Source organism: Maribacter sp. HS, assembly GCF_048059195.1.
GTDB lineage: Bacteria > Bacteroidota > Bacteroidia > Flavobacteriales > Flavobacteriaceae > Maribacter > Maribacter dokdonensis.
Map to the genome: position 1 here is coordinate 696,442 of NZ_JAYLVV010000002.1, position 25,792 is coordinate 722,233.

Below are 25,792 nucleotides of genomic sequence, written 5' to 3' on the forward strand. Positions count from 1 at the left end.
ACTTTTGTTATAATTACTTTCTACTATTGTTTATGCTTCGTTGGTGTTTCTAACCTTAACGTGATAGAAAACATTTGGTTGAGTTCCTACATGCTCTAATAAATGATACATACGGTCACTCGCTTTTAATTCTGATACTTTACTCTTCTCATCATTAACATCACCAAATACAATGGCTCCATTACTACATGCAGAAGAACAAGCCGTTTGGAATTCTCCATCTTGAATAACACGACCATCTCTTTTAGCATCAAGAATTGTTTTTTGTGTTTTTTGAATACACATAGAACATTTCTCAATAACACCTCTGGAACGAACGTTAACATCAGGGTTCAATACCATTTTACCCAAATCATTGTTCATATGGAAATCAAACTCGTCATTATTATTATATAAGAACCAGTTAAATCTACGTACTTTATATGGACAGTTGTTTGCACAATATCTTGTACCTACACATCTATTATAAGCCATTTGATTTTGACCTTGTCTACCATGTGAAGTTGCCGCTACAGGACATACAGTTTCACAAGGAGCATGGTTACAGTGCTGACACATTACCGGTTGGAATGCTACCTGAGGATTAGCGGAAGGATCTTCCAACTCACCAAAACCACCTAATGAACCATTATCACCAGACAAACCATCAAAGCCATCTTTTTTAGCGTTGTCACCTTCAAAAGTTTCTTCTGAAGAATAATATCTATCAATACGCAACCAGTGCATATCCCTAGATTTTCTTACTTCAGCCTTACCAACAACAGGAACGTTGTTTTCAGCATGACAAGCAATAACACAAGACCCACAACCAGTACAAGCATTCAAATCGATAGACATGTTAAAATGATGTCCTATTGTACGATCAAAACTATCCCACAAATCAACAGATGTAGCAGGAACCTCTTGGTGATCTAAAGACACCACCGGAACTTCATTCCATTCAGCGTGATCTTTTGTATTAAATATCTCTAAAGTAGTTTCTTTAATGATATCACCTCTACCCATAAGGGTTTTATGTAATTGAATACAAGCAAACTCATGATTACCTGCAACTTTTTCAACACTTACAGATTGAATGTTACTAAACCCTTCATAAAGCTTAAAAGCATTTACTCCTGTCTGCATTTCCTCTTTTAAACCTACAGTTTTACCATAACCAAAAGAAAGACCAACAGTACCTTTTGCCTGCCCGGGCTGAACAACTACAGGAACTTTATCAAGACTAACACCGTTCACGGTAAGCTTAACATAGTTACCATCCATTCCACCGTTAGCAACATTTACATTTTCTACACCTAACTCAGCAGCATCGGCTTTTGAAATAGTCACATAGTTATCCCAAGAAACCCTTGTGATCGGATCAGGGAATTCTTGCAACCAAGGGTTACTTGCCTGCTGACCATCACCCATACCTACTTTAGAATACAAAGTAAGCTCCATACCCTCACTAGTGGTATTCGCCAAACTACGCACCGCTGATGCCAAAGAAGAATTCGGTGCAATTTCAGCCTCATCTTCAACTACATTAACATCTTGCACAACGCCTTCAGCACCAACAACCATGGTATCAGCTGTAAAGACACCATCTTGCAATGCCTGGTTCCAACTTGCACCATTAAGCACACTGCTAGACCAAGTATCTTTTATATAATCATAATACGTTTGCTCACTTCCCAGTAATTCTAAAACAACCGACTGAAATTGCTTAGTATCAAATAATTCTTTAATTGTAGGTTGCATTAAACTATAATGCCCCTTCTTAACTTGAAGATCACCCCAAGATTCTAAATAATGATTTGCAGCACCAACATATTGCACGGCTTCAGTAGTTTCGTTCCAATTTGTCGAAAAAGCAACACTAAGATCCACTTTAGACAAACCTTCCTTGAAATCCGCAGCATTTGGAAGCGAATACATTGGATTCACACCATCCATTAACAAAGCACCTACTCTACCGGCCTTCATATCAGAAATTAAGGCATTTACGCTTTTCACATTACCTTTTCTAATATACTTAGGAGCACTAGCGTCATATGCCTTACTAGACAACATTTCATTTATCGCCAATACAACGGACTGCGCATTTACATCATCCAAACCAGTTACCACAACTGCATTAGAACCTGCTTTCTTGATTTCAGTAGCAATAGAATCTACCAATGCATCATATTCGGATGTATTACCACCCACAGAAGTTCCATTTAACTTACCGTACAACTTAGCTAATACAACTTTCTGCGCACTAGGCTTCATAGCTACACGCTTATCTGCATTAGCACCAGTCAAAGACATATTTGCCTCTACTTGAATATGCCTAGACATTTTACCGTTTTTTGGCACTCGCCCTCTTGAATAAGCAGCATCATAACCACCACCTTGCCAATCAGCAATAAAATCAGCACCAAAAGAAACAATTACCTCAGCTTTCTCAAAATCATAATCAGCTAAAGCCCTTTCACCATACTTATTTTCAAAGGCGGTCAAAGCTGCATCTTCAGAAATTGCATCGTAAGTTACATGAACAACATTTTCATTAGCCGCAACTAAATCAGACATTAAACGGTCAGTTGACGGACTTGCATATGTCTGTGTAAGTACGGCAATCTTTTTTGAAGAACCTTTAAGAGCCCCCATTTTAGATTTTAACGTAGCCTTCAACACATCCCACTCAACAGGCTCTCCGTTTGCCATAGGCCCCTGCAATCTTGTACTGTCGTACAAAGAAAGAACAGAACCCTGAACCCTTGCGTTTGCGGTACCCCCTATTTTAGCCAAAGTGTTATTCTCCACTTTTATAGGACGACCTTCACGCGTTTTTATCAATATACTTGCAAAGTCAAAACCATTTGCAATTGTAGTTGCGTAATAGTTAGCAACTCCAGGAACAATATTTTCCGGCAAAACCACATAAGGAATCGATTTTACAACCGGACCTTCACATGCTGCCAAAGAAGCTGCTGCGGTACTAAAACCAACATACTTTAAAAAATCTCTACGATTGGTATTTGTAGAAGACAATGTTTCCTTATCACCCAAGAAATCATCAACAGGAATCTGCTCCACAAATTCATTCTGCTTAAGCGCCTCAACAATGGAATCGTTAGGATTTAACTCCGCTTCGTTCTTCCAATACTTTTTGTTTGATGCCATACGTATTATCTGTAATTAGCTTCTTAAATTATTATTAATAGTGACACTTACCACATTCCAGACCACCTAATTGTGCTGCTGTCAAATTCTCAACACCGTACTTTTTAGAAAGTTCTGCGTGAATTTTCTCGTAGTACTCATTGCCCTCAACCTTTACATTGGTCTCTCTATGACAATCTATACACCACCCCATAGTTAATGGAGCATATTGGTACATAATTTCCATTTCCTCTACCGGACCATGACAAGTTTGACACTCTACACCAGCAACCGATACGTGCTGAGAGTGATTAAAGTAAGCGAAATCAGGTAAGTTATGAATACGAACCCACTCTACCGGCTGACTTTCACCTGTATACTTTTGGTTTGTTTCATCCCAACCAACAGCTTTATACAATTTCTTAATCTCACCAGTATAAAACTCATTAGTATATCCATTAGCCAAATCATCTTGAGATGGACCCTCTGGATTACCTGTATATTCATATATAGATTTATGACAATTCATACAAACATTCAAAGAAGGAATACCTGATGTTTTTGAAACCCTTGCAGAAGAGTGACAATACTTACACTCTATCTTATTATCACCAGCATGAATTTTATGAGAATAGTGAATAGGCTGAATAGGCGCATAACCCTGATCAACACCAACCTGCATCATCCAACCATAAGCAAAATACGCACTACCCAAAAGCAAGATTATTGCCGTTACCAAAACCAAAAATTGATTTTGAGCAAAAGCCTTCCAAATTGGAGTTCTTTTTACAGCCGCTTCTTTTTCAACTACAATGCCGTTCGCCTGAGCAATTCGTTGCAATGTCTTGTTTACCAACAACAACATTATAACCAACAAACCAAAAACAAGCACCAGCGCCCCAAGAATAATTTCATTGGAAACACCAGAAGCATCACCTGAACCAGCAGATGCAGTTTCTGCACCTCCGGCAGCAGCAGCTGGAGCAGCTGGTGGCGGCGCAGCGGTATATGCCAAAATATTATCTATATCACTATTTGTTAATGTTGGAAAAGCGGTCATTGCAGCTTGGTTGTACTCAGCATATACTTTATTAGCATAAGCATCACCTGACTTAATTACACCTGGACTATTCTTAATCCAAGCATACAACCACTCCCTATCTAAACCTTCATCTTCAGCCAATCTGCTTTCCACATCTTGCAATGCAGGACCTGTCATCTTACGATTTAACGCATGACAAGCAGCACAATTCTGATTAAACAAAGCTTTACCCTTTTTAGCGTCTCCGCCACCCGCGGTTTCAGTAGTCGCAGATTCAGCAGCAGCTTCATCCTGCGCTATTGACGGACTTGCAAAAAACAAAAATGCAATTAGGGATAATCCTAAAATTTTAGAAAACTGATTTCGGTTCGGAACCTTTTTCATATATCGAATATTTCTATCGGAATCTTGGCATGATTTTGGTCATAGATGAAACCAAATTAAAATCCACCAAATGCCTAAATCGGAGACAAAAATACGACATAGACTTTATTTGAAAAATGTTAATGTATCTATAATTTATAATTTAGAAATATTCTAAATAAACAATGATTTATTTGTTTGAACCTTAATAAATTACTTTTGCACTGAAGGAAAATAAAACTTTAAAAAGATTATGAAAACACTAAGTACCCTCGTAATTTTTGCATGTATAACTCAATTTACTTACGCACAGGGCGCAAAAGTAACCATACAGCAAGACCAAAAGATAGACCAACTTCTAGAGGTTTACAAAACATCTTTGAGCAACAATAAGTACTATAGAATACAAGTAGGTTTTGGCAATTACGCCAAAGCGAAAGAAATAAAAGCGAATGTTGAGGAGGACTTTCCTGAATTGGTGTCAAAAATAGATTTTGACTCACCAACCTATCGGGTTAGGGTTGGGAGGTTTACTTCTAAATTGGATGCAGAAAGAAAGTTCAACGAAGTAAGAGTCAAGTACCCAAATGCAATGTTATTAAAACCAAAAAAATCGACCAAATAGGTCGATTTTTTATTGCCTTATCTTAAAAGAACAAAACTAATTCCTTAAACAAATTCTTATTTAGATTTTAGTTTCTTCTTCACCGCAACTTCCTGGAACGCTTCAACAATATCACCTTCAATAATATCATTATAGTTCTTTATCTGAAGTCCACAGTCATATCCTTTTGCAACTTCTCTAACATCATCCTTAAATCGTTTTAAAGAAGCCAACGTACCAGTATAGATTACCACACCATCACGTATTAATCTAATATTAGAGTTTCTAAAGATTTTACCACTTGTTACCATACAACCTGCAATAGTACCTACCTTAGAAATCTTAAAGGTTTCTCTAATCTCAGCTGTACCAGAAATTTCTTCTTTCATTTCAGGTGACAACATACCTTCCATTGCATCTTTAAGGTCATTGATCGCAGAGTAAATAATAGAGTACATACGGATATCTATCTCCTCTTTCTCAGCAATTGCTTTTGCATTACCCATTGGTCTTACGTTAAAACCAATAATAACCGCATCAGAAGCCGAAGCCAATAACACATCAGATTCAGTAATAGGACCTACGGCCTTATGTATAATGTTTACCTGAATTTCATCTGTAGACAATTTCTGGAAAGAATCTGTAAGTGCCTCAACAGAACCATCAACATCACCTTTAAGTATAATGTTAAGCTCTTTGAAATCACCTAGTGCAATTCTACGTCCAATTTCATCTAACGTTATGTGACGTTGTGTTCTAACAGATTGTTCACGTTGTAATTGAGATCTTCTAGATGCAATTTGTTTTGCTTCACGCTCATCTTCCAATACGTAGAATTTATCACCTGCTTGAGATGCACCATCTAAACCTAAAATTGAAATTGGAGTAGACGGACCTGCCGCTTTAATATTGTTACCCCTTTCATCTTGCATTGCCTTGATCTTACCACTTGTGGTACCGGCCAATACATAATCTCCAATTTTAAGAGTACCCGACTGAACCAATACTGTAGACACATAACCCTTTCCTTTATCAAGGAATGCCTCAACAACCGTACCGGTAGCAAGCTTATCCGGGTTTGCTTTAAGCTCCAACAACTCGGCCTCCAACAATACCTTCTCCAATAATTCTTTTACCCCTAAACCTGTTTTGGCAGAAATATCATGAGATTGAATTTTACCACCCCAATCTTCTACCAATAAATTCATTTGGGCCAAACCTTCCTTAATCTTATCTGGATTAGAAGTTGGCTTATCTATTTTGTTTATAGCAAAAACAATAGGAACACCTGCTGCTTGCGCATGACTAATAGCCTCCTTGGTCTGTGGCATAATATCATCATCTGCCGCAACCACAATAATTGCTATATCTGTAACTTGTGCACCTCTAGCACGCATAGCGGTAAACGCTTCGTGACCAGGAGTATCCAAGAATGCAATACGCTCACCGTTCTCTAAGGTTACCCCATATGCACCAATGTGCTGGGTAATACCACCACTTTCCCCGGCAATAACATTTTCCTTACGGATGTAATCCAATAAAGATGTTTTACCGTGATCAACGTGACCCATTACAGTAACGATAGGAGCCCTATGTTCCAAATCTTCCGGAGCATCTTCCTCTTCTACGATACTTTCTTCTATATCCGCAGTAACAAAATCTACTTCATACCCAAATTCTTCAGCTACGATAGACAATGTTTCAGCATCTAAACGCTGATTCATTGTTACCATTATACCAAGAGACATACAAGCCGAGATTATCTCGGTAGTAGAAACTCCCATCATGGTAGCCACCTCACTAGCGGTAACGAACTCGGTCACCTTAAGAATTTTGTTCTCTAATTCTTGTTTTTCAAGATCCTTCTCCGTTTGCTCACGGTGCTGATCTCTTTTACTTCTTCTATACTTAGCACCTTTACCCTTTTTAGACTTACCTTGAAGTTTCTCTAGGGTTTCACGTACTTGCTTTTGAACATCTTCTTCAGTAGGCTCAACTTTTGCCACAGGAGCAAACCTTCCTCTACCTTTATTTCTATCACCAGAGCCACTGTTTCTATTTTGACCAGGACCAGAAGTATTTTTAGTTACAATTCTTCTTCTACGCTTTTTACGGTCAGTATTAGATTTGTCTGCAGCTTTTTTATCTTCTTTCTTCTTCTTAGGCTTCTCAAACTTACTAAGGTCAATTTTTTCACCTGCAATTTTAGGACCTGATAATTTTTGATATTGGGTCTCTATTGTTTTTGGTGTATCATCTTCTGGAGCAGATTCTGCTTCAGTAGTTTTAACCTCCTCTTTCTTAGGCGCTTCCTTTTTTGGCTGTTCGGCTTTAGGCGTCTCAACTTTTGGACTTTCTTTCTTATCCTCTGTTTTTTGAACAGGTTGAGAAACTATTTTTGGTCCTTGCAGAACCACTTTCCTTGTTTCTTTAACCTCTACCTTAGGCGCAGCTTTTTCTTCTACCTTAGGAGCAACTTTCTCCTCAGCTTTAGGAGTTTCCTTCACCGGCTCTTCCTCTACTTTTTTCTTAGGATTCAAGTCAATTTTACCAACCATTTTAGGTCCGGCCAATTCAACTTTACCAACCAAAGTTTTGTCTTCAGCTTCAGAATTTCTTCGCTCACGGGCCAAGCGACGATCTTCCTGTTCTTTTTCCAATTGAACTCGAATTGCCTCCTTTTCCTTACGTTTTTCCTCTCCAACTTCCTTAGATGCAACTTTTTTACTCTTATCCGTCTGGAACTCGTCAAGTAAAACCTGATAAACATCATCGGAAATTTTAGTGGTAGGCCTCGCTTCCACATCATGTCCTTTCCCATTAAGAAAGTCCACTGCCCTATCCAAGGAAATATTAAGTTCACGAAGAACTTTATTAAGCCTTATTTTTGCATTGTCTGCCATAAATACTGATTCCCGTTCTTTTATTTAAGTGCTAATATATAGCTAATCTTCTAATTCTTCTTTTAGGATACGTACAACTTCTAAAATTGTTTCTTCTTCCAAATCCGTACGTTTCACCAAATCGTCTACATCTTGCTCTAAGACGCTACGAGCTGTATCAAATCCAATTTTCTTGAATTCCTCTATAATCCATGCATCGATTTCATCAGAGAACTCTGTTAACTCAACATCTTCCTCTACACCTTCACGGAATACATCTATTTCATAACCAGTTAATTGACCGGCCAATCTAATATTATGCCCACCTCTACCAATTGCTTTAGAAACCTCTTCTGGCTTAAGATAAACTTGAGCCGTCATTTTCTCATCGTTCAACTTTACAGAAGATACTCTTGCAGGACTTAATGCCCTTGTTACCAACAATTGTGGATTTGCCGTCCAATTGATAACATCGATATTCTCATTACCCAATTCACGAACTATTCCATGAATTCTTGAACCTTTCATACCAACACAGGCACCTACCGGATCAATACGGTCATCATAAGAATCCACAGCAACTTTAGCTTTCTCTCCAGGTATTCTAACCGCTTTCTTAACCGTGATCAAACCATCAAAAACTTCTGGTATTTCCTGGAAAAACAATTGCTCCAAGAACTTAGGAGAACTTCTTGACATTATGATAGTAGGCTTGGCACCTTTTAATTCTACACTTTCAATAACACCCCTAACATTATCCCCTTTTCTAAAAAAGTCCGAAGGAATTTGTCTATCCTTTGGAAGTATAATCTCATTACCTTCATCATCAAGCAAAATTATTGCCTTATGACGAATATGATGAACCTCTGCAGTATAAATCTCACCTTCTAAATCTTTAAAGTGCTTGTAAATCGTTGTATTATCGTGCTCATGAATTTTAGAGATCAAATTTTGACGCAATGCCAAAATAGCTCTTCTACCCAAGTCAATTAACTTTACTTCTTCAGAAACATCTTCACCAACTTCAAAATCAGGCTCTATTTTACGAGCAGCGGACAATGAAATTTCCTCATTCGGCTCTTCAACCTCACCATCATTAACTACGATACGGTTTCTCCAAATCTCCAAATCACCTTTATCTGGGTTAATAATGATATCAAAGTTATCATCTGAACCAAACTTCTTTTTCAGCGCATTTCTAAAAACATCTTCCAAAATGGCCATCAATGTTACCCTGTCTATGAACTTATCGTCCTTAAACTCTGAGAAAGATTCAATTAACGCAATATTTTCCATTGGTAATTACAATTAAAATTTTAATACAACTTTTGCTTTAATAATATCTGAAAAATTTACTTCTTCTTTTTTCTGAACGGTCACTTTACCTTTACCTATTGGCTTAGGCTCCCTAGCTTTCCACTCCAACACAATAGATTCATCTTTAACGGCAGTTAAATTGCCTTCAAATTTATCATCGTTGGTACGAACTTCCAGCTTACGTCCAATATTTTTTAAATATTGACGAGGCATAACCAAAGGTGCAGCCGCTCCAGCAGAGGCAACCTCTAAAGAAAAATCATGTTCATCACGGTCTAAATTATGTTCAATAGCCCTACTTATCTTAATACAATCACTGACCGTAACCCCATGGTCACCGTCTATTACCACATGAATGCTATTATCTGCACCCATTGTAAAATCGATTAAAAACAGGGAGGGATCTTCTTGAAGACCTTGTTCCAATAATTCTTTTACTTTTTCCTTTAGCATAAATAATAAGTAATAAAAGAGGGGACTAATTGTCCCCTCATGAATACTTTTATATCCTTTCAGCATTGCAAATATACAACAAAATTAATTTCCTACAATACCACACCCGCACCTAATTCGTTCATTTTGAAAACAATTAATAAAATAATAAATCTTCATTAGATTACCGCATTTTAGAAATTATATTATTTTTAACAGAACACCAACCAAAACAACACCTGATGGAAATTCTATCTTCGTACAACCTAATAATAGGAGCATCCTTAATTGTAGTATTATCATTCTTTTTTAACGGAATTTCCAAGAAAACGAACATACCAGCGGTTTTAATGTTAATTGTATTAGGCATACTTATTAAAATAACGCTTGAATTTTTCATTCCTGAAATACCAGACTTTAAAGGCTCTTTAGAAATTTTAGGTACTGTGGGCCTCATTATGATAGTGCTTGAGGCAGCTTTAGAACTAGAACTGAAAAGAGAAAAGTTATGGCCCATAATTAAATCTATGGCCGTTGCATTAATTGGTTTAGTGGGTTCTGCATATGTAGCAGCATTGATTTTACACCAATTTATACCGAACATGACCATGCAATCCGCATGGCTTTACGCAACCCCTTTATCCATATTATCCAGCGCCATAATTATTCCGAGCGTAGGCGGATTAGCTGAAGAAAAAAAGGAATTTCACATCTATGAAAGCACATTTTCGGATATAATGGGCATAATGATGTTCTATTTTTTAACCGGTAAATTAAACCCCGCAGAAGATACAGGCGTCTCGGGTTTTACCCTAAACCTAGTTCTTACCATAGTTATCGCCCTTGTAGCCAGTTACGCCATAATATTGGTATTCCAAAAAATTAAAAGTCAGGCTAAACTATTCCTTCTCATAGCCGTACTTCTTTTACTATACGCCATCGGTAAAAAGATGCATTTGTCTTCTTTAATAATCATCCTCGTTTTTGGACTTATCGTAAAGAATGTAAACTTGTTTTTTCCTGGTAAGACCAAAATCTTCTTGGAGTCTGAACGAATGCAACAAATATATCACGAGCTACATATAGTAACATTGGAAACTGCTTTTGTAGTACGGACTTTCTTCTTTGTTATATTTGGAATCACCATTGTGCTTTCATCACTGTTAAGTATCAATGTCGCAATTGTTAGCCTACTCATTATCGCATCTATCTACGCCATACGTTTTCTGGTTTTAATGATATTTGTAGGGAAGGATATGCTACCACAATTATTTATTGCTCCAAGAGGCCTTATAACAGTTCTTCTATTTTATGCAATACCTAGTGAAGCTCAAATTGAAAGGTTTGAATCTGGCATATTGCTGTTCGTGATTATTGCCACAAGTTTAGTAATGACCTGGGCAATGATAAAGGACAAACGAAAAATGGGCACTTTACTAGACGAAATAGATGAAGAAATTACTGAAAGAAATTTAACAGAAGATGCCATAAGGGCTTCTGAAGCCATCACACCTACAGAAACTGAAGGAGAAAACCCTCAGACGGACATATTTGAAAATAACCGTTAAATCTTAAAACACAAGCTCCGCTTCTTATTGAGGTCCAAAAGAAGCATGTTGTTCTTGGTGTTCACCGTAAGCTTGTGGTTCGGTATTTTCCAAACTATCCACCTCTTTACGAAAACGAAGTATCATTAAAGTATCTAATTCTTGATCAATGCTATCTTTTAGCACTCGCCAGTTACTAGAGTTCATTTTATTATTATACTCCATGATTTTATTGAACCGCTCTAAATTATAACGATTGGCCTTCCAGGCGTGAGCGGTACTTTCTTCATGTTTTACATCTTGCAAATAGAATCCTATTCCAAATCCAAGCACAACAACGACCAATAATATCTTTAAAACTTTTGGAGAGAGTTTCATAAGGTTAAGTTCTTTAGGGTACTAAAGTATGTAATAACAACACCGAAATGGTTTCTTTTACGATGAATTTGTAACGTTATTAGATTAAATGTACAAAAATACTGACACACTGTTAACCATTTCTTCACATTAGGATACCTAAATTGTATCATTTGCCAAATTTTGCACAAATTTACCACTAGAGAAATGACAGAGGTCATAAAAACAAAAAATCCTAACATCAATTGACATTAGGACTTTATTTGTTCTCTTAGTTGGCCCACAAGGACTCGAACCTTGAATGACGGTACCAAAAACCGGAGTGTTACCATTACACCATGGGCCAATACCTTTTTAAGAGGCTGCAAATTTAAAACAAAGTTTGGTTTCACCAAATATTTTTTAAAGTAAAAATTGAAAAAATCTTTATTGCCTCATGTTAAAGGTTTATAAAAATAGTTTATTCCTTTCTATATTAATTAGTAAATTCGCCACTTAGGTTTAACCCAAGCTTCATGTTTTCAAACAACTACCAAAAGTGGAACACCATACTAGGATGGTCCGTATTTTTTATAGCCCTTATAACGTATTATATTACCGTTGAGCCCACTAATAGTTTTTGGGATGCAGGTGAATATATAGCTACCGCTGCCAAATTGCAAGTTGGTCACCCACCGGGGGCACCTCTATTACAAATGATCGGTGCCTTCTTTGCCATGTTCGCATTAGAACCCAACCAAGTAGCTATGATGGTAAATTTAGTATCTGGGGTATCTAGCGCATTTACCATTCTATTCATGTTCTGGACCATTACCAATATCACCAGAAAACTGATAGATAAAGACGGTCCTTTTACCAATAGTAAGGCTATTGCGGTATTTGGAAGTGCTTTAGTAGGATCCCTTGCATTTACCTATTCTGATAGTTTTTGGTTCAACGCCGTGGAAACAGAAGTATACGCCATGGCCAGTTTCATTATGGCGCTTTTGTTATGGTTAGGTCTTAAATGGACAGATAATTTAGACGACCCTAGGGGGAATAGATGGATTATATTGATCTCCTTTGTTGTCGGCCTTACTTTCGGTATTCAATTTATGGGCTTTTTGGCCATACCTTCAATTGGTCTACTTTACTATTTTAAAACCTACAAAAAAACTACGGTAAAGAATTTTTTACTGGCTAACATTATCGTCATTGCCATTTTAATGTTGGTATATAAATTCTCATTGACCTACGTATTAAAATTATTTGGATGGGGCGAAGTCTTTTTCATAAACAGTATAGGCTTACCTTTTAATTCTGGATCAATAATCATTGGCCTGTTATTTATTGCCGCTTTTTATTTTGGCTTAAACTATACGCGTAAAAACAATTACAAAACAGCAAACACCATTGTTTTGTGCATGATGTTTTTATTCTTAGGATTTTCTTCATGGTTAATGTTGCCCATACGGGCAAATGCCAAAGTTGTAATTAACGAAAACAACCCTGAAGATGCGAGAGCTCTTTTAGCGTACTATAACAGGGAGCAATACCCAGGTGTGGATAGTCCCGTTTACGGCACCTATTATTCCGATATGTTTGCAGCACCAGGCGAAGATCAAGACGGCAAACCAAAATATGAAAAAGATTATACGCTAGGTAAATATATAATTGTAAATAAATACAAAGATGCCATTCAGGGTCCAAATCCAAAGCACCAAGGTTTATTACCTAGAATGTGGAGCTCTCAAAATGCAGAGAATTACATGCGCTATTTTGGAGCTTTGGATTTCAGGATTACCCAGCCCAACCAAGAATTAAGACAAGCGGCAGAGCAGGTTAAAATAGGTTTTGCAAATGGCGAAATCGGGGCGGATCAATACATCAGTTTCTTAAAACGTTTTGATGAATACATAGAAGTACAACCGCCAACTTTGTGGGATAACATAGAATACATGATCGAGTTTCAGTTCAACTACATGTATTTACGTTATTTTATGTGGAATTTTGTTGGAAAACAGAATGATGTTCAGGGCCGTTATAATGAAAATGGTAATTGGTTGAGCGGAATCAATTTTATTGATAGCTGGCGTTTAGGTAGTCAAGACAATTTACCTAGTGACATACAAAACAATCCTGGCAGAAACACCTATTTCTTTTTACCATTGATTCTAGGAATTATTGGAATTATTTTTCAAGTATCTAAAGACAAAAGACAATTTTGGGTGCTGCTGATTTTCTTTCTTTTTACAGGGCTGGCAATTCAATTTTACACTAATCCAGGCATCTTTCAGCCACGTGAACGCGACTACTCTTTAGTAGGGTCGTTCTATGTTTTTGCCCTTTGGATAGGCATTGGAGTGTATGGTCTTTATGATGGTTTCAAAGATTGGATCACACCAAAAATATTGGCACCTGTTGTAGTCGTTGCTACCTTACTTGCCGTACCAACGGTTATGGCGGTACAAAACTGGGATGATCACGATAGGTCAAATAGATTTACAGCGAATTCATCAGCAAAAGCATATTTAGATTCTTGTCAAGAAGATGTTGGTGCTATATTGTTCACCATTGGAGATAATGATACCTTCCCTATTTGGTATGCCCAAGAAATAGAACATTATAGAACAGATGTGCGCATAGTTTGTACCAGCCTTTTTGAAACAGATTGGTATGTAGATCAAATGAAAGCGGCGGCTTATGAGAGCGCACCTATACCCTCTCAAATAACCCATGAAAAATACAGATGGGGATCTAGGGACGTATTGTACCACCAAGGCATTACCGAAAATAGATGGCCAATTAAAGATTTCATCAATTGGATCGACAGCGACAAACCTAGAACCAAACTAAAGTATTTATTTGAGCAGAATGGGGCAGATTTAAGTCAGTATTCTGAAGATACGCAAAACATAGTTTACTACCCTACCAACAAAATTAGGGTTCCCGTCAACAAACAGAATGTATTAAGTAGTGGTTTGGTGAAGGAAAAAGATGCCGATTTAATAGTAGATTATATTGATATAGACTTACCTGGCGCCATTACCAAGAAAAGCATGATGATGCTTGACATCTTAGCGAACAATGACTGGAAACGTCCTCTATACTTTTCTGGAGGAAGTTTTGATGATGCCGAATATCTTTGGATGAAAGACTACTTACAATTAGATGGTTTAGCCTATAAGTTAGTACCTATAAGAACAGAAAGACCTAATGCTTTTGAATTAGGTAGAATAGATACCGATCTAATGTATGACATTGTAACCGGTTGGGATTGGGGCAACTCTGGTGGTGATATTTACCATGATACGCAAACACGTATTCAGAGTGTTTCGTTCAGAGGCAATTTGGCGCGCCTAACCGAAGGGCTGATCAAGGAGAACAAAATGGACAAGGCCAAGGATATTATTGAAATATCTTTGACCAATATGCCTGTAGACAAGTTTGGCTATTACACTTTAGTAGAACCATTTATTGATGGTTATTACAAAGTTGGTGAAAGCAATAAAGCCCGTGAGCTTTTTGAAAAACTGAAGAAAAAGTATCAAGAAAGATTGGAATATTATGCCTCTACCAGCTTAGACGAACAATATAATAACATTGACGATATTATCGCCGATATGGAAGCTTACAGGCGCAATATTGATATTGTAATCACAAATGACAGTGAGGATATTGCAGAAAAAGAAACATTGATATTCAATGAGTATATTGACAAGTTTCAACACTTCTATAAAGACGAAGATGATATGGGTATGCCGCAAGATGTATTGGAGTCTAATCCAGACATGATGGATACCATGCCAATATCCGATACTATACTACCAGATAATACCAAAACGGATATATTAGAAGATACAATAGATATTTCTACACAACAATAAGCTTTGGGCGAAAGCCCAAAGTGTTTTAGAAATGAAATGAAGAGAGATAGATTACACGTATTCTTTGAGAATACCAATTAAAGTGTTAGCGTCTTGCTCACCGCTTTGGCGCCAAACCATTTCGCCTTTCTTGTAGATCATTAGCGTAGGCAAACCTTTAACCCGTAAGGCCTGTGAAAGTTCTTTGTTCTTGTCCACATCGATTTTTATAACCTTACCTCTATCACCTAAAGCCGCAGCTACATCTCTAAGCACAGGGTGCATTGCAGTTGACTGTTCGTTCCACTCTGCATAAAAATCCAGAAGAACGGGTACCTTTAAATCTATTAGTTCACCAAATTTGGACATATAAAATACTTTTCTATGTTAGCCAAATGTAATAAAAATTGTTAAAATACTACTCTTGCCTATCTATTTGTAGCCCTGTAAAAGGGTTAAAATCATGTTAATGCCTTTTTTCTCAAAGTTATCACCGTAATCTCTGGCCAAATTCCAACTCTACCAGGATATCCTAAAAAACCAAATCCTCTGTTCACATTCAGAAATTGCCCCATCTCTTTATAAATACCTGCCCAATATGGGTATCTCCATTTCACCGGACTCCATTTGATCCACCCCGGTATTTCAATCCCAAATTGCATACCGTGAGTATGGCCGCTTAACGTTAAATGATAGTGGTAAGCATCTTTAATAACCTCCATTTCCCAATGCGAAGGATCATGGCTCATTAATATTTTAAAATCATTTTCATTGATCTGTGAAGCTGCTTTTTTTAAATCTCCAGCTTTCTTGAATCCGCCTTTCCCCCAATTCTCCACACCTACCAAAGCAATCTTATCCTCTCCTTTTTTAAGATACCTATGTTCATTGAGCAAAAGATCAAACCCCATTTGCTTCTGCATGGCTTTAAGATCTTCTAAATTCTTACTCTTCAACTCTTCAGTTTCCCAAGGTATATAATCTCCGTAATCATGATTGCCCAACACAGAGAACTTTCCGTCTTTAGCATCTAGCGTGCTAAACAAATCCGCCCAGGGTTCCATTTCAGAGGTCATATTGTTCACCATATCTCCAGTAAAAAGCAATACATCACTTTTTTGCTGATTGATCAAGTCTATAGCATATTCAATTTTTTTTCTATCATCAAAACTTCCACTATGTATGTCAGATATTTGTGTAATCTGGTACCCATCAAAACTATCTGGAAGATCATCAAATTCTAAATTATACTTCAATACCTTAAAATTGTATTTACCCTTGTACATACCGTACAAAAGAGCACCAAAGGGCACAGCTGCGATCCCCAAAGCCAACAAACTTAAAAATCGCCTACGTGCAGGCAAGCCAAATTGTTTTTCCGCCCCATATAATTTTTGATATAAACCCGAAATAATCCTATAAATATCTTCTGAAAACAAAAATAGAATAGTAATAATATTGAAGGTTAGCATGGTCAACAAAAACCCAAAAGCATAACTTTTAGGTATACTTAAAACACGCCCCGTTTCTTCACCCGCAGTAAACTGATATATAAAATTTAACATAACAGCTAGTGAAACTGCTATATAAAGCCAAGACCACCAAGGCTGTTTTGAAATGGTTCTTAATGCCTGAAGTACATAAAAACTTAAAGCAATGTATGCCAAAACGAAAATAAGCCAACGAATCATGTTCTTTTTTTTACAAAGATATCTGTATAACAGTGGTATGTGCGCTCATTTACATTTTATTTAACCTTGGACACCACAGTCTTAATGTTCTCAAATTGAGTAACGGCAATATGATCATCGCTCAAAAAACCTTCAGAATTCATGGAAATCAATGGTTTTGATGGCAACTTTTGTTTCATAGCGGTACCCGATAAATGTACTGCCTTAAAACCCTTCTCTTTGAACATTTGAACGTTGCCGGCATTTACGCCCGAACCCGGCATTATATCAATTACCGTATTTTGAGCCTTTAATTCTACCAAAAAGTCTATTCCGTCTGGAGCTGAACGCTGTTGACCCGATGACAAAATGTTATTCACTTGCATTCTTTCCAGTTCCAACAATGCTTCCTTCGGGTTCTTAACCCAATCAAAGGCCCTGTGGAATGTAAAGTGCATACTACCGGCCGCCAATTTAAGTTTATGCGTACGATCAATATCCAAGGTAAAATTATTCAAAAGCACTCCAGACACAACACCATCAAAACCTAATTCTGCACAAAGTTCAATATCAGATATCATTATATTCAATTCGTCATCAGAATAGGTGAAATCTCCACTTCTAGGCCTTATCAATACATGGACAGGAATAGAAACCTGTTCCCTAACCGCTTTCAACAACCCAAAAGAAGGTGTTAATCCACCTACCGCCAACTCTGTACATAACTCAATACGGTCTGCCCCAGCACGTTCTGCAACCATGGCAGATTCTAAAGAATTTGCACAAACTTCTACTATCATATTGCTATATTTAAGGTCATTAAAAGTAAAGAACCAAACCCATGAAAAGAAGAAAGTTTCTAAGAAATTCAAGTACAGTTGCCGCCGGTATCGTTTCTGCACCAATATTATCATCGTACAAAGAAATCCCTGCAGTAGGTACAACAGACAATACACCAGTACTACCTATTGCTATTTGTACATGGAATTTTGGAAACGCCACCGCCAAAGCATGGGAAGTTCTTGAAAAAGGAGGTAACGCTCTTGATGCAGTTCACCAAGGAGTTATGGTTGAAGAAAACGATCTAAGCAATAGTACCGTAGGTAATGGCGGAAGACCGGATAGGGATGGCAATGTTACCCTAGACGCTTGTATTATGGACAAAGATGGGAACTGTGGGGCAGTATTGGCTATGCAGAACATTGCAAACCCAATTTCAGTGGCCAGAAAAGTGATGGAAGAAACGCCACATGTAATGCTTGCCGGCAAAGGTGCTGAGCAATTTGCATACGAACAAGGTTTTGAAAAGACAAATCTTTTAACTGAAGAATCCAAACAAGCATGGGAAGAATGGAAAAAAACATCGCAGTACAAACCAATAATAAATATTGAAAATCATGATACCATAGGCATGTTGGCTATTGATGCCGATGGAGACATTGCAGGTGCATGTACCACAAGCGGAATGGCATATAAAATGGCAGGTAGAGTTGGCGACTCTCCTATTATTGGCGCTGGACTTTTCGTAGATAACGAAGTTGGCGGAGCAACAGCAACAGGCGTTGGCGAAGAAGTGGTAAGAACCGTTGGTAGTTTTCTGATCGTAGAATTAATGCGCCAAGGAAAATCGCCACAAGAAGCATGTGAAGAAGGCGTAAAAAGAATTATTGCAAAAAATAAGGACAAACAAGACTTTCAAATAGGCTTTATCGCCATCAATAAAAAAGGAGAAACTGGCGGATATTGTATTCACCCAGGGTTTACCTATAGAACATACACTAAAGAAGGTCATGTTAACAATCCTTCAGACAGTTATTTAAAAAGTTAATTGAACCGTACAACATTTTAGATATAAGCAATAGGCAATTCTCACCTATAGTTTCCCTATCAATTTGTACTTTTATCCTTTTTCATACAATACTTAAAAATGGCAGATCAAAAAAGACTCTTTTTGCTAGATGCATACGCACTTATATTTCGTGGTTACTATGCGCTTATAAAAAACCCAAGAATAAACTCTCAAGGCATGGACACCTCTGCCATTATGGGTTTCATGAATTCCTTATTCGATGTTATTCGCCGTGAAAAACCCGATCATTTAGCCGTTTGCTTCGATAAAGGCGGTAGCGTTGAAAGAACTGAGATGTTTGCCGAATATAAGGCAAACAGAGATGAAACCCCAGATGCCATTAGGATAGCCGTACCCTATATACAAGATATACTTAAGGCTATGCACATACCTTGTGTGGTTTTGGAAGGCTGGGAAGCAGATGACATTATAGGCACATTATCCAAACAAGCCGAAAAGGAAGACTACAAAGTGTTTATGGTCACGCCAGATAAGGACTTTGGGCAATTGGTTTCTGAAAACATATTTATGTACCGCCCTGCGAGAATGGGTAACGGTATTGAAATTTGGGGAATTCCAGAAATTCAAAAACGTTTTGGTGTAGAAAGACCGGAGCAGGTAATAGATTACTTAGGTATGATGGGCGATGCCAGTGATAACATACCCGGATTACCAGGTGTGGGAGATAAAACTGCAAAAAAATTCATTGCCCAGTTTGGATCTATGGAAAATCTATTGGCGAATACCGATCAGTTGAAAGGTAAGATGAAGGAGAAAGTAGAAGCAAACAAAGAATTGGGTATACTTTCTAAAAAATTAGCCACCATATGCATTGATTGCGACGTTACTTTTAACGCTAAGGACTATGAACTTTCAGTACCGGATTTTGAGAAGGTACAAGAGATATTTGAACAATTGGAATTTAGAAGATTAAAGGATCAATTCATTAAAATATTCTCGGAAGAAACAGAAGAAACCGTGACACAGGTTACCAGCACAGCAACTGCTAAAAAAGAAAAACAAGATGCGGGCTCAGGGCAATTCTCCTTATTTGGGGGTTCTGCAGATGCCGGAGCAACCGTAAAAGACTTTTCTAGTAGAAAAACCATTACAGATGTAGCACACTCATACCAAAGTGTAGCTCCTGGTATGGCAATGAAGCTTTTCTTAAAAAATTTAATGCAGCAAACTTCAGTTTGTTTTGATACCGAGACTACAGGTTTAGACCCGTTGACCGCTGAATTGGTAGGAATTGCTTTTTCTTGGGAAGCAACCAAAGGTTTTTACATTCCTTTTACGGATAACAAAGAAGAAGCACAGGCACTTTTAGAAGAGTTACGCCCTTTCTTTGAAGCCGAAGAAATTGAAAAAATAGGTCAGAATTTAAAGTATGATATTAAGGTACTAGATAAATACAATATTGATGTCAAAGGACCTTTATTCGATACCATGTTGGCCCACTATCTAATTAATCCGGATATGCGTCATAATATGGATGTTTTGGCAGAGACCTATTTAAATTACACTCCAGTATCCATTACTGAACTTATTGGCAAAAAAGGCAAGAATCAATTGAGTATGCGCGATGTTCCGTTAGAAAAACAAACGGAATATGCAGTAGAAGATGCGGATATTACCTTTCAACTTGCACAACATTTTAGACCAGAACTAAAAGAGGCAAATACAGAAAAATTATTTCAAGATATTGAGATTCCCCTACTACGTGTATTAGCGGATATGGAGCTAGAAGGAATCAATTTAGACAAGGAATTCTTGAATTCACTCTCCGAAGACTTGAATAACGACATTTCTAACCTTGAGAAGAAAATTTATGAAGTTGCCGGTGAAGAATTTAATATAGGGTCTCCAAAGCAATTAGGTGAAATCTTATTTGACAAATTAAAACTGGTAGACAAACCTAAAAAAACCAAAACAGGTCAATATTCTACCGCGGAAGATGTATTATCCTTTTTGGCTAAAGACCATGAAATTGTACAAAATGTATTGGATTACAGAGGTCTTGCCAAATTAAAAAGCACCTATGTAGACGCATTGCCAGAACAGGTTGAGCCTTCTACTGGAAGAGTGCATACCGATTATATGCAAACCGTTGCAGCTACCGGAAGGTTAAGTAGCAACAACCCTAACTTACAAAACATTCCAATTAGAACAGAGCGTGGAAGACAAGTAAGAAAAGCTTTTATACCAAGAGATGAGAACTACACGTTGTTAGCGGCAGATTATTCACAAATAGAATTACGTATAATTGCAGCCTTGAGTGAAGAGACTACCATGATAGAGGCTTTCAAACATGGAGAGGATATTCATGCTTCTACAGCATCAAAAGTGTTTAATGTTCCATTAGAAGAAGTAACCAGAGAACAACGTAGCAATGCCAAGACAGTTAACTTCGGTATCATCTATGGCGTATCTGCATTCGGATTAAGTAACCAAACGGACCTATCAAGAAAAGAAGCAAAAGAATTAATAGACACCTACTACAAGACTTATCCAAAGCTAAGAAACTACATGAGCGAGCAGGTAGATTTTGCACGTGAAAACGGTTATGTCTCAACGGTGTTGGGTAGAAGAAGATACCTTAAGGATATAAACGGCAGTAATGCAATAGTACGTGGTGCTGCGGAACGAAATGCCGTAAATGCACCTATTCAAGGTAGTGCGGCAGATATCATTAAAATTGCCATGATCAACATTCATAAAAAGTTAGAAGAAGGCAATTACAAATCTAAAATGTTACTGCAAGTACATGATGAATTGGTATTCGATATCTACAAACCAGAATTAGAAGAATTGCAAACACTGATTAAATCAGAAATGGAAAATGCATACAAAATAGCAGTTCCTTTAGATGTTGAAGTTGGCTTAGGTGATAATTGGTTGGTAGCTCATTAATTTTCTTACATTTAAAATTAATACCATATAAATGTCTAGAAATGAAAGCTGTAAAAACCGCTGATCACACTATTAAAAAATTCGAATGTTAATTTTTTATTTCCAATTTATTTATAAAAATTCTCACCAAACATACCTTGTTAGGGTCAAACAACTTATGATATACTTTTCATCATTTAACTAGCATTCCCTTATCAACCTATACTTAAAAACACATCTCTTGATAATTCTTATAAAGGAAAACAAATTATAGTATTTAAATTATTCATTCTTAGAGCAACAGGAACTCCGATGAAATTTAAAGCATTTTAAAGAAAAATGGAACATAAGGAATTTCAAAAATGAGGACTTCTTTCAAGACTCATAAGATAGCAATGTATTAATAGAAAGCAATTTGACTATTCAACCCAATTTGTAAATAAAAAAGTCTTAAAAGTAGGATGACACTCTATTCAGCAAACAACATACTCTATAATATACTGCAGCTACATATACTAATTTTCCCAATAAACCCACTAACCATTTTTGTTAAAAAAATATAGCAAAAATGCCACTTTAAAATAGGTATTTTTATCAATCGATTAATTTTAGAAGCCATTTTTGCCTAAGTGTTAATAATTGCACTTTCATTAATAAATGTTAGGAATATTGTGATAATATTATGAATTTCCACCAACTAATTCAAAATAACTTAAATAATGAAATGCAAATTAACCACCATCTTTACCATGTTGTTTCTGTTCCTTTCGGCGATAACACATGGTCAGGATAAAACTATTTCGGGGACCGTAACCGATCAAGATGGACAACCCCTCCCTGGGGTAACTGTACTTATAACAGGTACAACCAAAGGCGCACAAACTGACTTTGATGGAAACTACACTATCAGTGCCTCAACAGGACAAGAACTACGATTCAGTTATATTGGTCAAACTACTGTAACAAGAAAAGTTGGTTCGGACAATATTATTAATGTACAAATGCAAGAGGATGCCCAAGCGCTTGACGAGGTTATTGTAACCGCGTATGGTACTTCTACAAAAGAAGCTTTTACCGGTTCCGCGGCAGTTGTTGGATCAAAAGATCTCGCTTTAAGAAGTGTAACCTCTCCTATCGCAGCAATTGAAGGTAGGGCTACCGGGGTACAATTTACTTCTTCACAAGGTCCTGGATCTTCCCCAGGGATAATCATTAGAGGTGTAGGAACTCTAAATGGTGATACAGACCCCTTGTATATTGTAGATGGGATACAATATGACGGAGCACTGAACACCATTGCTCAAGAAGACATCGAATCCTTCACCATTCTTAAGGACGCCGCCTCAACATCATTATACGGATCTAGAGCTGCTAACGGGGTAGTTATCATCACCACAAAAAGTGGTCGTAAATCTGGCGGCGTAGTAGTAAATGCTTCATATCAATATGGATTGGTAGATACTTCCGTCCCATTTTACGATGAACTTACTCCTGGTGAATATTATGAAACCATGTGGGAAGCATTAAGAAACACAAGTGCGGCTGAAGGAGACCCTGCCTATGCTTCTGCCAACATCTATAATAGGTTAGGCTACAACCCTTTTAATGTTCCCAATGACCAAATTGTTGGTTTAGATGGAAAGTTAAATCCTAACGCACAGGTTATATATGAAAGTTTAGACTGGTATGATGTATTATCAAGAACTGGAGTTAGACAAAATTACAATGTAAATGTTTCTGCTGGTGGTGAGGATCACAAAGTATTTTTCTCAGCTTCTTATTTAGATGAAGACAGTTATATTGTAACATCAGGATTTGACCGTGTAACCGCTAGGGTTAATGGAGAATTTAATGTAAGTGACAAAATTACAATGGGTGGTAGCGCAAACCTTGCTGTTACAGAGTCAGTAGCTCCAAGTTCTGCAGGAACCGGAAGCATTGTAAATCCATTTGGTTTTGCCAAGAATATTGGTTCCATATATCCAGTTTATGTTAACGATTTAAATGGAAATATTGTAACAGATGTTTTTGGAGATAGAGTGTTTGACAATGGCGAAGGATTTCCAGACTTTAATATAGGTTCAAGACCAATATCACAAGGGCGCCATGCTTTACAAGAATTATTACTAAATGACGAAAGAGACCGTAATAACACTTATGGTTTTAGAATGTTTACAAACGTAGAGATCTTTGATGGTCTTAGTTTAAGAGTAAATTACGGCAGGGATATTAACGAAGGCTTAACTAAAGAATATGAAAATGCCGTTATTGGTGATGCACAGCCAGACGGACGTTATTCTGAAGATCGTTTTAGAAGACAAATAGAAAACTTCAATCAAATTTTGACTTATAATAAAAGCTTTGGAAGTCATAATTTAGATATAACGGCAGGTCATGAAAGTACAGACAGAACCTTTTCGAGTAATGGAGGTACAGCTACCGTACAAGCAGCCAATGGTATCTTTGAATTTGATAATTTCTCAAATATAGTAAGCCTAGAAGGATCTTCCACTCAAAAAACACTTGAGGGGTATTTTTCAAGACTTAACTACAATTTTGACAATAAATATTATTTAAGTGCTTCTATCAGAAGAGATGGTTCTTCTGTTTTTCAACAAGATTTTAGATGGGGTACATTTTACTCCGTTGGAGGTTCTTGGAGAATAGACCAAGAATCATTTATGAACAATGTTTCTTTTATTGACCAACTTAAACTAAGAGCTTCTTACGGTGAGGTTGGTAACGATGATCTTTTGGACTTTTTCTTGTCTCAACCAAGATTTTCTATCACCTCAAACGCAGCTTCCCCAGCAATTATTTTTACCGATATAGGAAACCAGGCCCTGCAATGGGAGACAATTGAAAACTTCGATGTTGCTTTAGAGTTTACACTTTTTGATAATTTTTTAGATGGTACTGTTGAATATTACAAAAGAAACTCTTCAGATTTGTTATACCTACAACCTATTGCATCAAGTAATGGTTTAAATGAATTTCCAGCGAACATCGGTGATATGTTCAACTCAGGTTGGGAAATTGGTTTAACTTCACATCTGATTAGAACTAATGATTTTAGATGGGATTTAACATTACAAGCTACCAACTTTAAAAATGAAATTACCAGCTTACCTGCCCCAACAATTGTAGACAACCAACGCTGGGAAGAAGGACGTTCTAGATTTGATTGGTACGTGTATAGAACTGCTGGTGTTGACCCAGCTAATGGTGACCAGCTATTTTTATTATACGAACTGGACGAAGATGGAAATAGCGTTCCTGTTCTGAATGCAAATGGCGAACAAGAAACCACTAATGATTTCTTAGAGACAGAGAGAGCGTATACCGGTACGAATTCCATACCAGATTTATTGGGATCCGTATCTAATAGTATAACCTACAAAGGATTTTCTTTAGATTTCTTGGTTAACTACGGTATTGGTGGAGAAGTTTTAGATTTTGGTTATGCAGCAATGATGCAAGAAGGAAACTACGGAAGCTCACTTCATCCTGATATCTTAAGAGCATGGAGAGCTCCTGGTGATATAACAGATGTACCAAGATTAGAAAACGGGAATACTGATTTAGTAGTAAATAACTCTGACCGTTTTCTAACAGATGCATCTTTCTGGACGCTTAAAAACGTTAACCTTGGTTATTCTTTCAATAAGAATATTACAGATCAAATTGGCGTTGACAACCTAAGACTTTCAGTATCAGGAGAAAATTTATACTATAAGAGTCAAAGAACAGGGCTGAACCCACAGTTTAATCTGGCGGGCGATGGAGCAGGTAACGACTATAACCCATCTAGAATAATCTCTATAGGTTTAAACGTTACATTTTAGAACAAACAATAAAAATTC

15 protein-coding genes and 1 tRNA gene are annotated in these 25,792 nt (G+C 37.1%); 6 read left to right on the top strand and 10 right to left on the bottom strand.

Annotated features, from left to right (window positions below; all coding sequences use genetic code 11):
* Positions 1–30 precede the first annotated feature (30 nt).
* Together VBZ51_RS03165 and VBZ51_RS03170 are read right to left on the bottom strand one after the other, a co-directional pair.
* Positions 31–3,150, bottom strand: coding sequence for a TAT-variant-translocated molybdopterin oxidoreductase (locus VBZ51_RS03165; protein ID WP_215996594.1), 3,120 nt, complete (start codon positions 3,148–3,150; stop codon positions 31–33).
* A 34-nt stretch (positions 3,151–3,184) separates the two neighbouring features.
* Positions 3,185–4,555, bottom strand: a complete 1,371-nt coding sequence (locus tag VBZ51_RS03170; protein WP_416576030.1) for a c-type cytochrome — start codon at positions 4,553–4,555, stop codon at positions 3,185–3,187.
* Between the two features lie 232 nt (positions 4,556–4,787).
* Here VBZ51_RS03170 and VBZ51_RS03175 point away from each other — a divergent pair, with 232 nt between their 5' ends.
* A complete protein-coding gene (locus VBZ51_RS03175) occupies positions 4,788–5,159 on the top strand; it encodes an SPOR domain-containing protein (RefSeq protein WP_416576031.1) in 372 nt (123 codons plus the stop codon).
* Between the two features lie 56 nt (positions 5,160–5,215).
* Here VBZ51_RS03175 and infB read toward each other — a convergent pair whose 3' ends face one another.
* The 3 genes from infB to rimP are packed head-to-tail and all read right to left on the bottom strand — an operon-like array spanning position 5,216 to position 9,790.
* Positions 5,216–8,041, bottom strand: a complete 2,826-nt coding sequence (gene infB / locus VBZ51_RS03180; protein WP_058103953.1) for a translation initiation factor IF-2 — start codon at positions 8,039–8,041, stop codon at positions 5,216–5,218.
* 42 nt (positions 8,042–8,083) lie between these two features.
* A complete protein-coding gene (gene nusA / locus VBZ51_RS03185; protein WP_058103954.1) occupies positions 8,084–9,316 on the bottom strand; it encodes a transcription termination factor NusA in 1,233 nt (410 codons plus the stop codon).
* Positions 9,317–9,328: 12 nt separating this feature from the next.
* A complete protein-coding gene (gene rimP, locus VBZ51_RS03190) occupies positions 9,329–9,790 on the bottom strand; it encodes a ribosome assembly cofactor RimP (protein WP_058103955.1) in 462 nt (153 codons plus the stop codon).
* Between the two features lie 221 nt (positions 9,791–10,011).
* Between rimP and VBZ51_RS03195 the strand changes: the two genes are divergently transcribed.
* Positions 10,012–11,337 (top strand): cation:proton antiporter, encoded by a 1,326-nt coding sequence (locus tag VBZ51_RS03195; RefSeq protein WP_416576032.1) that lies wholly within the window; start codon positions 10,012–10,014, stop codon positions 11,335–11,337.
* A 24-nt stretch (positions 11,338–11,361) separates the two neighbouring features.
* Here the strand turns inward: VBZ51_RS03195 and VBZ51_RS03200 are convergent, their stop codons facing one another.
* Together VBZ51_RS03200 and VBZ51_RS03205 are read right to left on the bottom strand one after the other, a co-directional pair.
* On the bottom strand, positions 11,362–11,694 hold the full coding sequence (locus tag VBZ51_RS03200) for a hypothetical protein (protein WP_058103957.1): 333 nt from the start codon (positions 11,692–11,694) through the stop codon (positions 11,362–11,364).
* A gap of 254 nt (positions 11,695–11,948) precedes the next feature.
* Positions 11,949–12,019: transfer RNA gene (locus tag VBZ51_RS03205), tRNA-Gln, on the bottom strand.
* 169 nt (positions 12,020–12,188) lie between these two features.
* On the opposite strand from VBZ51_RS03205, the gene VBZ51_RS03210 reads away from it, so the two are divergent.
* Complete coding sequence (locus VBZ51_RS03210) at positions 12,189–15,539, top strand: DUF2723 domain-containing protein (RefSeq protein ID WP_416576033.1); 3,351 nt, start codon at positions 12,189–12,191, stop codon at positions 15,537–15,539.
* 51 nt (positions 15,540–15,590) lie between these two features.
* Here the strand turns inward: VBZ51_RS03210 and VBZ51_RS03215 are convergent, their stop codons facing one another.
* From VBZ51_RS03215 to VBZ51_RS03225, 3 genes are all read right to left on the bottom strand, one after another.
* A complete protein-coding gene (locus VBZ51_RS03215) occupies positions 15,591–15,887 on the bottom strand; it encodes a thioredoxin family protein (protein ID WP_058103959.1) in 297 nt (98 codons plus the stop codon).
* Positions 15,888–15,979: 92 nt separating this feature from the next.
* Positions 15,980–17,209: a metallophosphoesterase gene (locus VBZ51_RS03220; RefSeq protein ID WP_416576034.1), complete on the bottom strand. Its 1,230-nt coding sequence runs from the start codon at positions 17,207–17,209 to the stop codon at positions 15,980–15,982.
* Between the two features lie 56 nt (positions 17,210–17,265).
* Complete coding sequence (locus VBZ51_RS03225; RefSeq protein WP_416576035.1) at positions 17,266–17,988, bottom strand: copper homeostasis protein CutC; 723 nt, start codon at positions 17,986–17,988, stop codon at positions 17,266–17,268.
* Positions 17,989–18,029: 41 nt separating this feature from the next.
* Here VBZ51_RS03225 and VBZ51_RS03230 point away from each other — a divergent pair, with 41 nt between their 5' ends.
* The 3 genes from VBZ51_RS03230 to VBZ51_RS03240 all read left to right on the top strand — a co-directional run bounded on the left by VBZ51_RS03230 (position 18,030) and on the right by VBZ51_RS03240 (position 25,774).
* On the top strand, positions 18,030–19,016 hold the full coding sequence (locus VBZ51_RS03230) for an isoaspartyl peptidase/L-asparaginase family protein (protein ID WP_091606868.1): 987 nt from the start codon (positions 18,030–18,032) through the stop codon (positions 19,014–19,016).
* A 99-nt stretch (positions 19,017–19,115) separates the two neighbouring features.
* Positions 19,116–21,950 (top strand): DNA polymerase I, encoded by a 2,835-nt coding sequence (gene polA, locus VBZ51_RS03235; protein ID WP_416576036.1) that lies wholly within the window; start codon positions 19,116–19,118, stop codon positions 21,948–21,950.
* Between the two features lie 698 nt (positions 21,951–22,648).
* The gene (locus VBZ51_RS03240) at positions 22,649–25,774 is read left to right on the top strand and encodes a SusC/RagA family TonB-linked outer membrane protein (protein WP_416576037.1); all 3,126 of its coding nucleotides are present in this window, start codon (positions 22,649–22,651) and stop codon (positions 25,772–25,774) included.
* Positions 25,775–25,792: the final 18 nt, after the last annotated feature.

Excerpts from the sequence above, each read along its gene's own strand:
- VBZ51_RS03165 (WP_215996594.1), bottom strand. The coding sequence starts at position 3,150 with ATGGCATCAAACAAAAAGTATTGGAAGAACGAAGCGGAGTTAAATCCT.
- VBZ51_RS03170 (WP_416576030.1), bottom strand. The coding sequence starts at position 4,555 with ATGAAAAAGGTTCCGAACCGAAATCAGTTTTCTAAAATTTTAGGATTA.
- VBZ51_RS03175 (WP_416576031.1), top strand. The coding sequence starts at position 4,788 with ATGAAAACACTAAGTACCCTCGTAATTTTTGCATGTATAACTCAATTT.
- infB (WP_058103953.1), bottom strand. The coding sequence starts at position 8,041 with ATGGCAGACAATGCAAAAATAAGGCTTAATAAAGTTCTTCGTGAACTT.
- nusA (WP_058103954.1), bottom strand. The coding sequence starts at position 9,316 with ATGGAAAATATTGCGTTAATTGAATCTTTCTCAGAGTTTAAGGACGAT.
- rimP (WP_058103955.1), bottom strand. The coding sequence starts at position 9,790 with ATGCTAAAGGAAAAAGTAAAAGAATTATTGGAACAAGGTCTTCAAGAA.
- VBZ51_RS03195 (WP_416576032.1), top strand. The coding sequence starts at position 10,012 with ATGGAAATTCTATCTTCGTACAACCTAATAATAGGAGCATCCTTAATT.
- VBZ51_RS03200 (WP_058103957.1), bottom strand. The coding sequence starts at position 11,694 with ATGAAACTCTCTCCAAAAGTTTTAAAGATATTATTGGTCGTTGTTGTG.
- VBZ51_RS03210 (WP_416576033.1), top strand. The coding sequence starts at position 12,189 with ATGTTTTCAAACAACTACCAAAAGTGGAACACCATACTAGGATGGTCC.
- VBZ51_RS03215 (WP_058103959.1), bottom strand. The coding sequence starts at position 15,887 with ATGTCCAAATTTGGTGAACTAATAGATTTAAAGGTACCCGTTCTTCTG.
- VBZ51_RS03220 (WP_416576034.1), bottom strand. The coding sequence starts at position 17,209 with ATGATTCGTTGGCTTATTTTCGTTTTGGCATACATTGCTTTAAGTTTT.
- VBZ51_RS03225 (WP_416576035.1), bottom strand. The coding sequence starts at position 17,988 with ATGATAGTAGAAGTTTGTGCAAATTCTTTAGAATCTGCCATGGTTGCA.
- VBZ51_RS03230 (WP_091606868.1), top strand. The coding sequence starts at position 18,030 with ATGAAAAGAAGAAAGTTTCTAAGAAATTCAAGTACAGTTGCCGCCGGT.
- polA (WP_416576036.1), top strand. The coding sequence starts at position 19,116 with ATGGCAGATCAAAAAAGACTCTTTTTGCTAGATGCATACGCACTTATA.
- VBZ51_RS03240 (WP_416576037.1), top strand. The coding sequence starts at position 22,649 with ATGAAATGCAAATTAACCACCATCTTTACCATGTTGTTTCTGTTCCTT.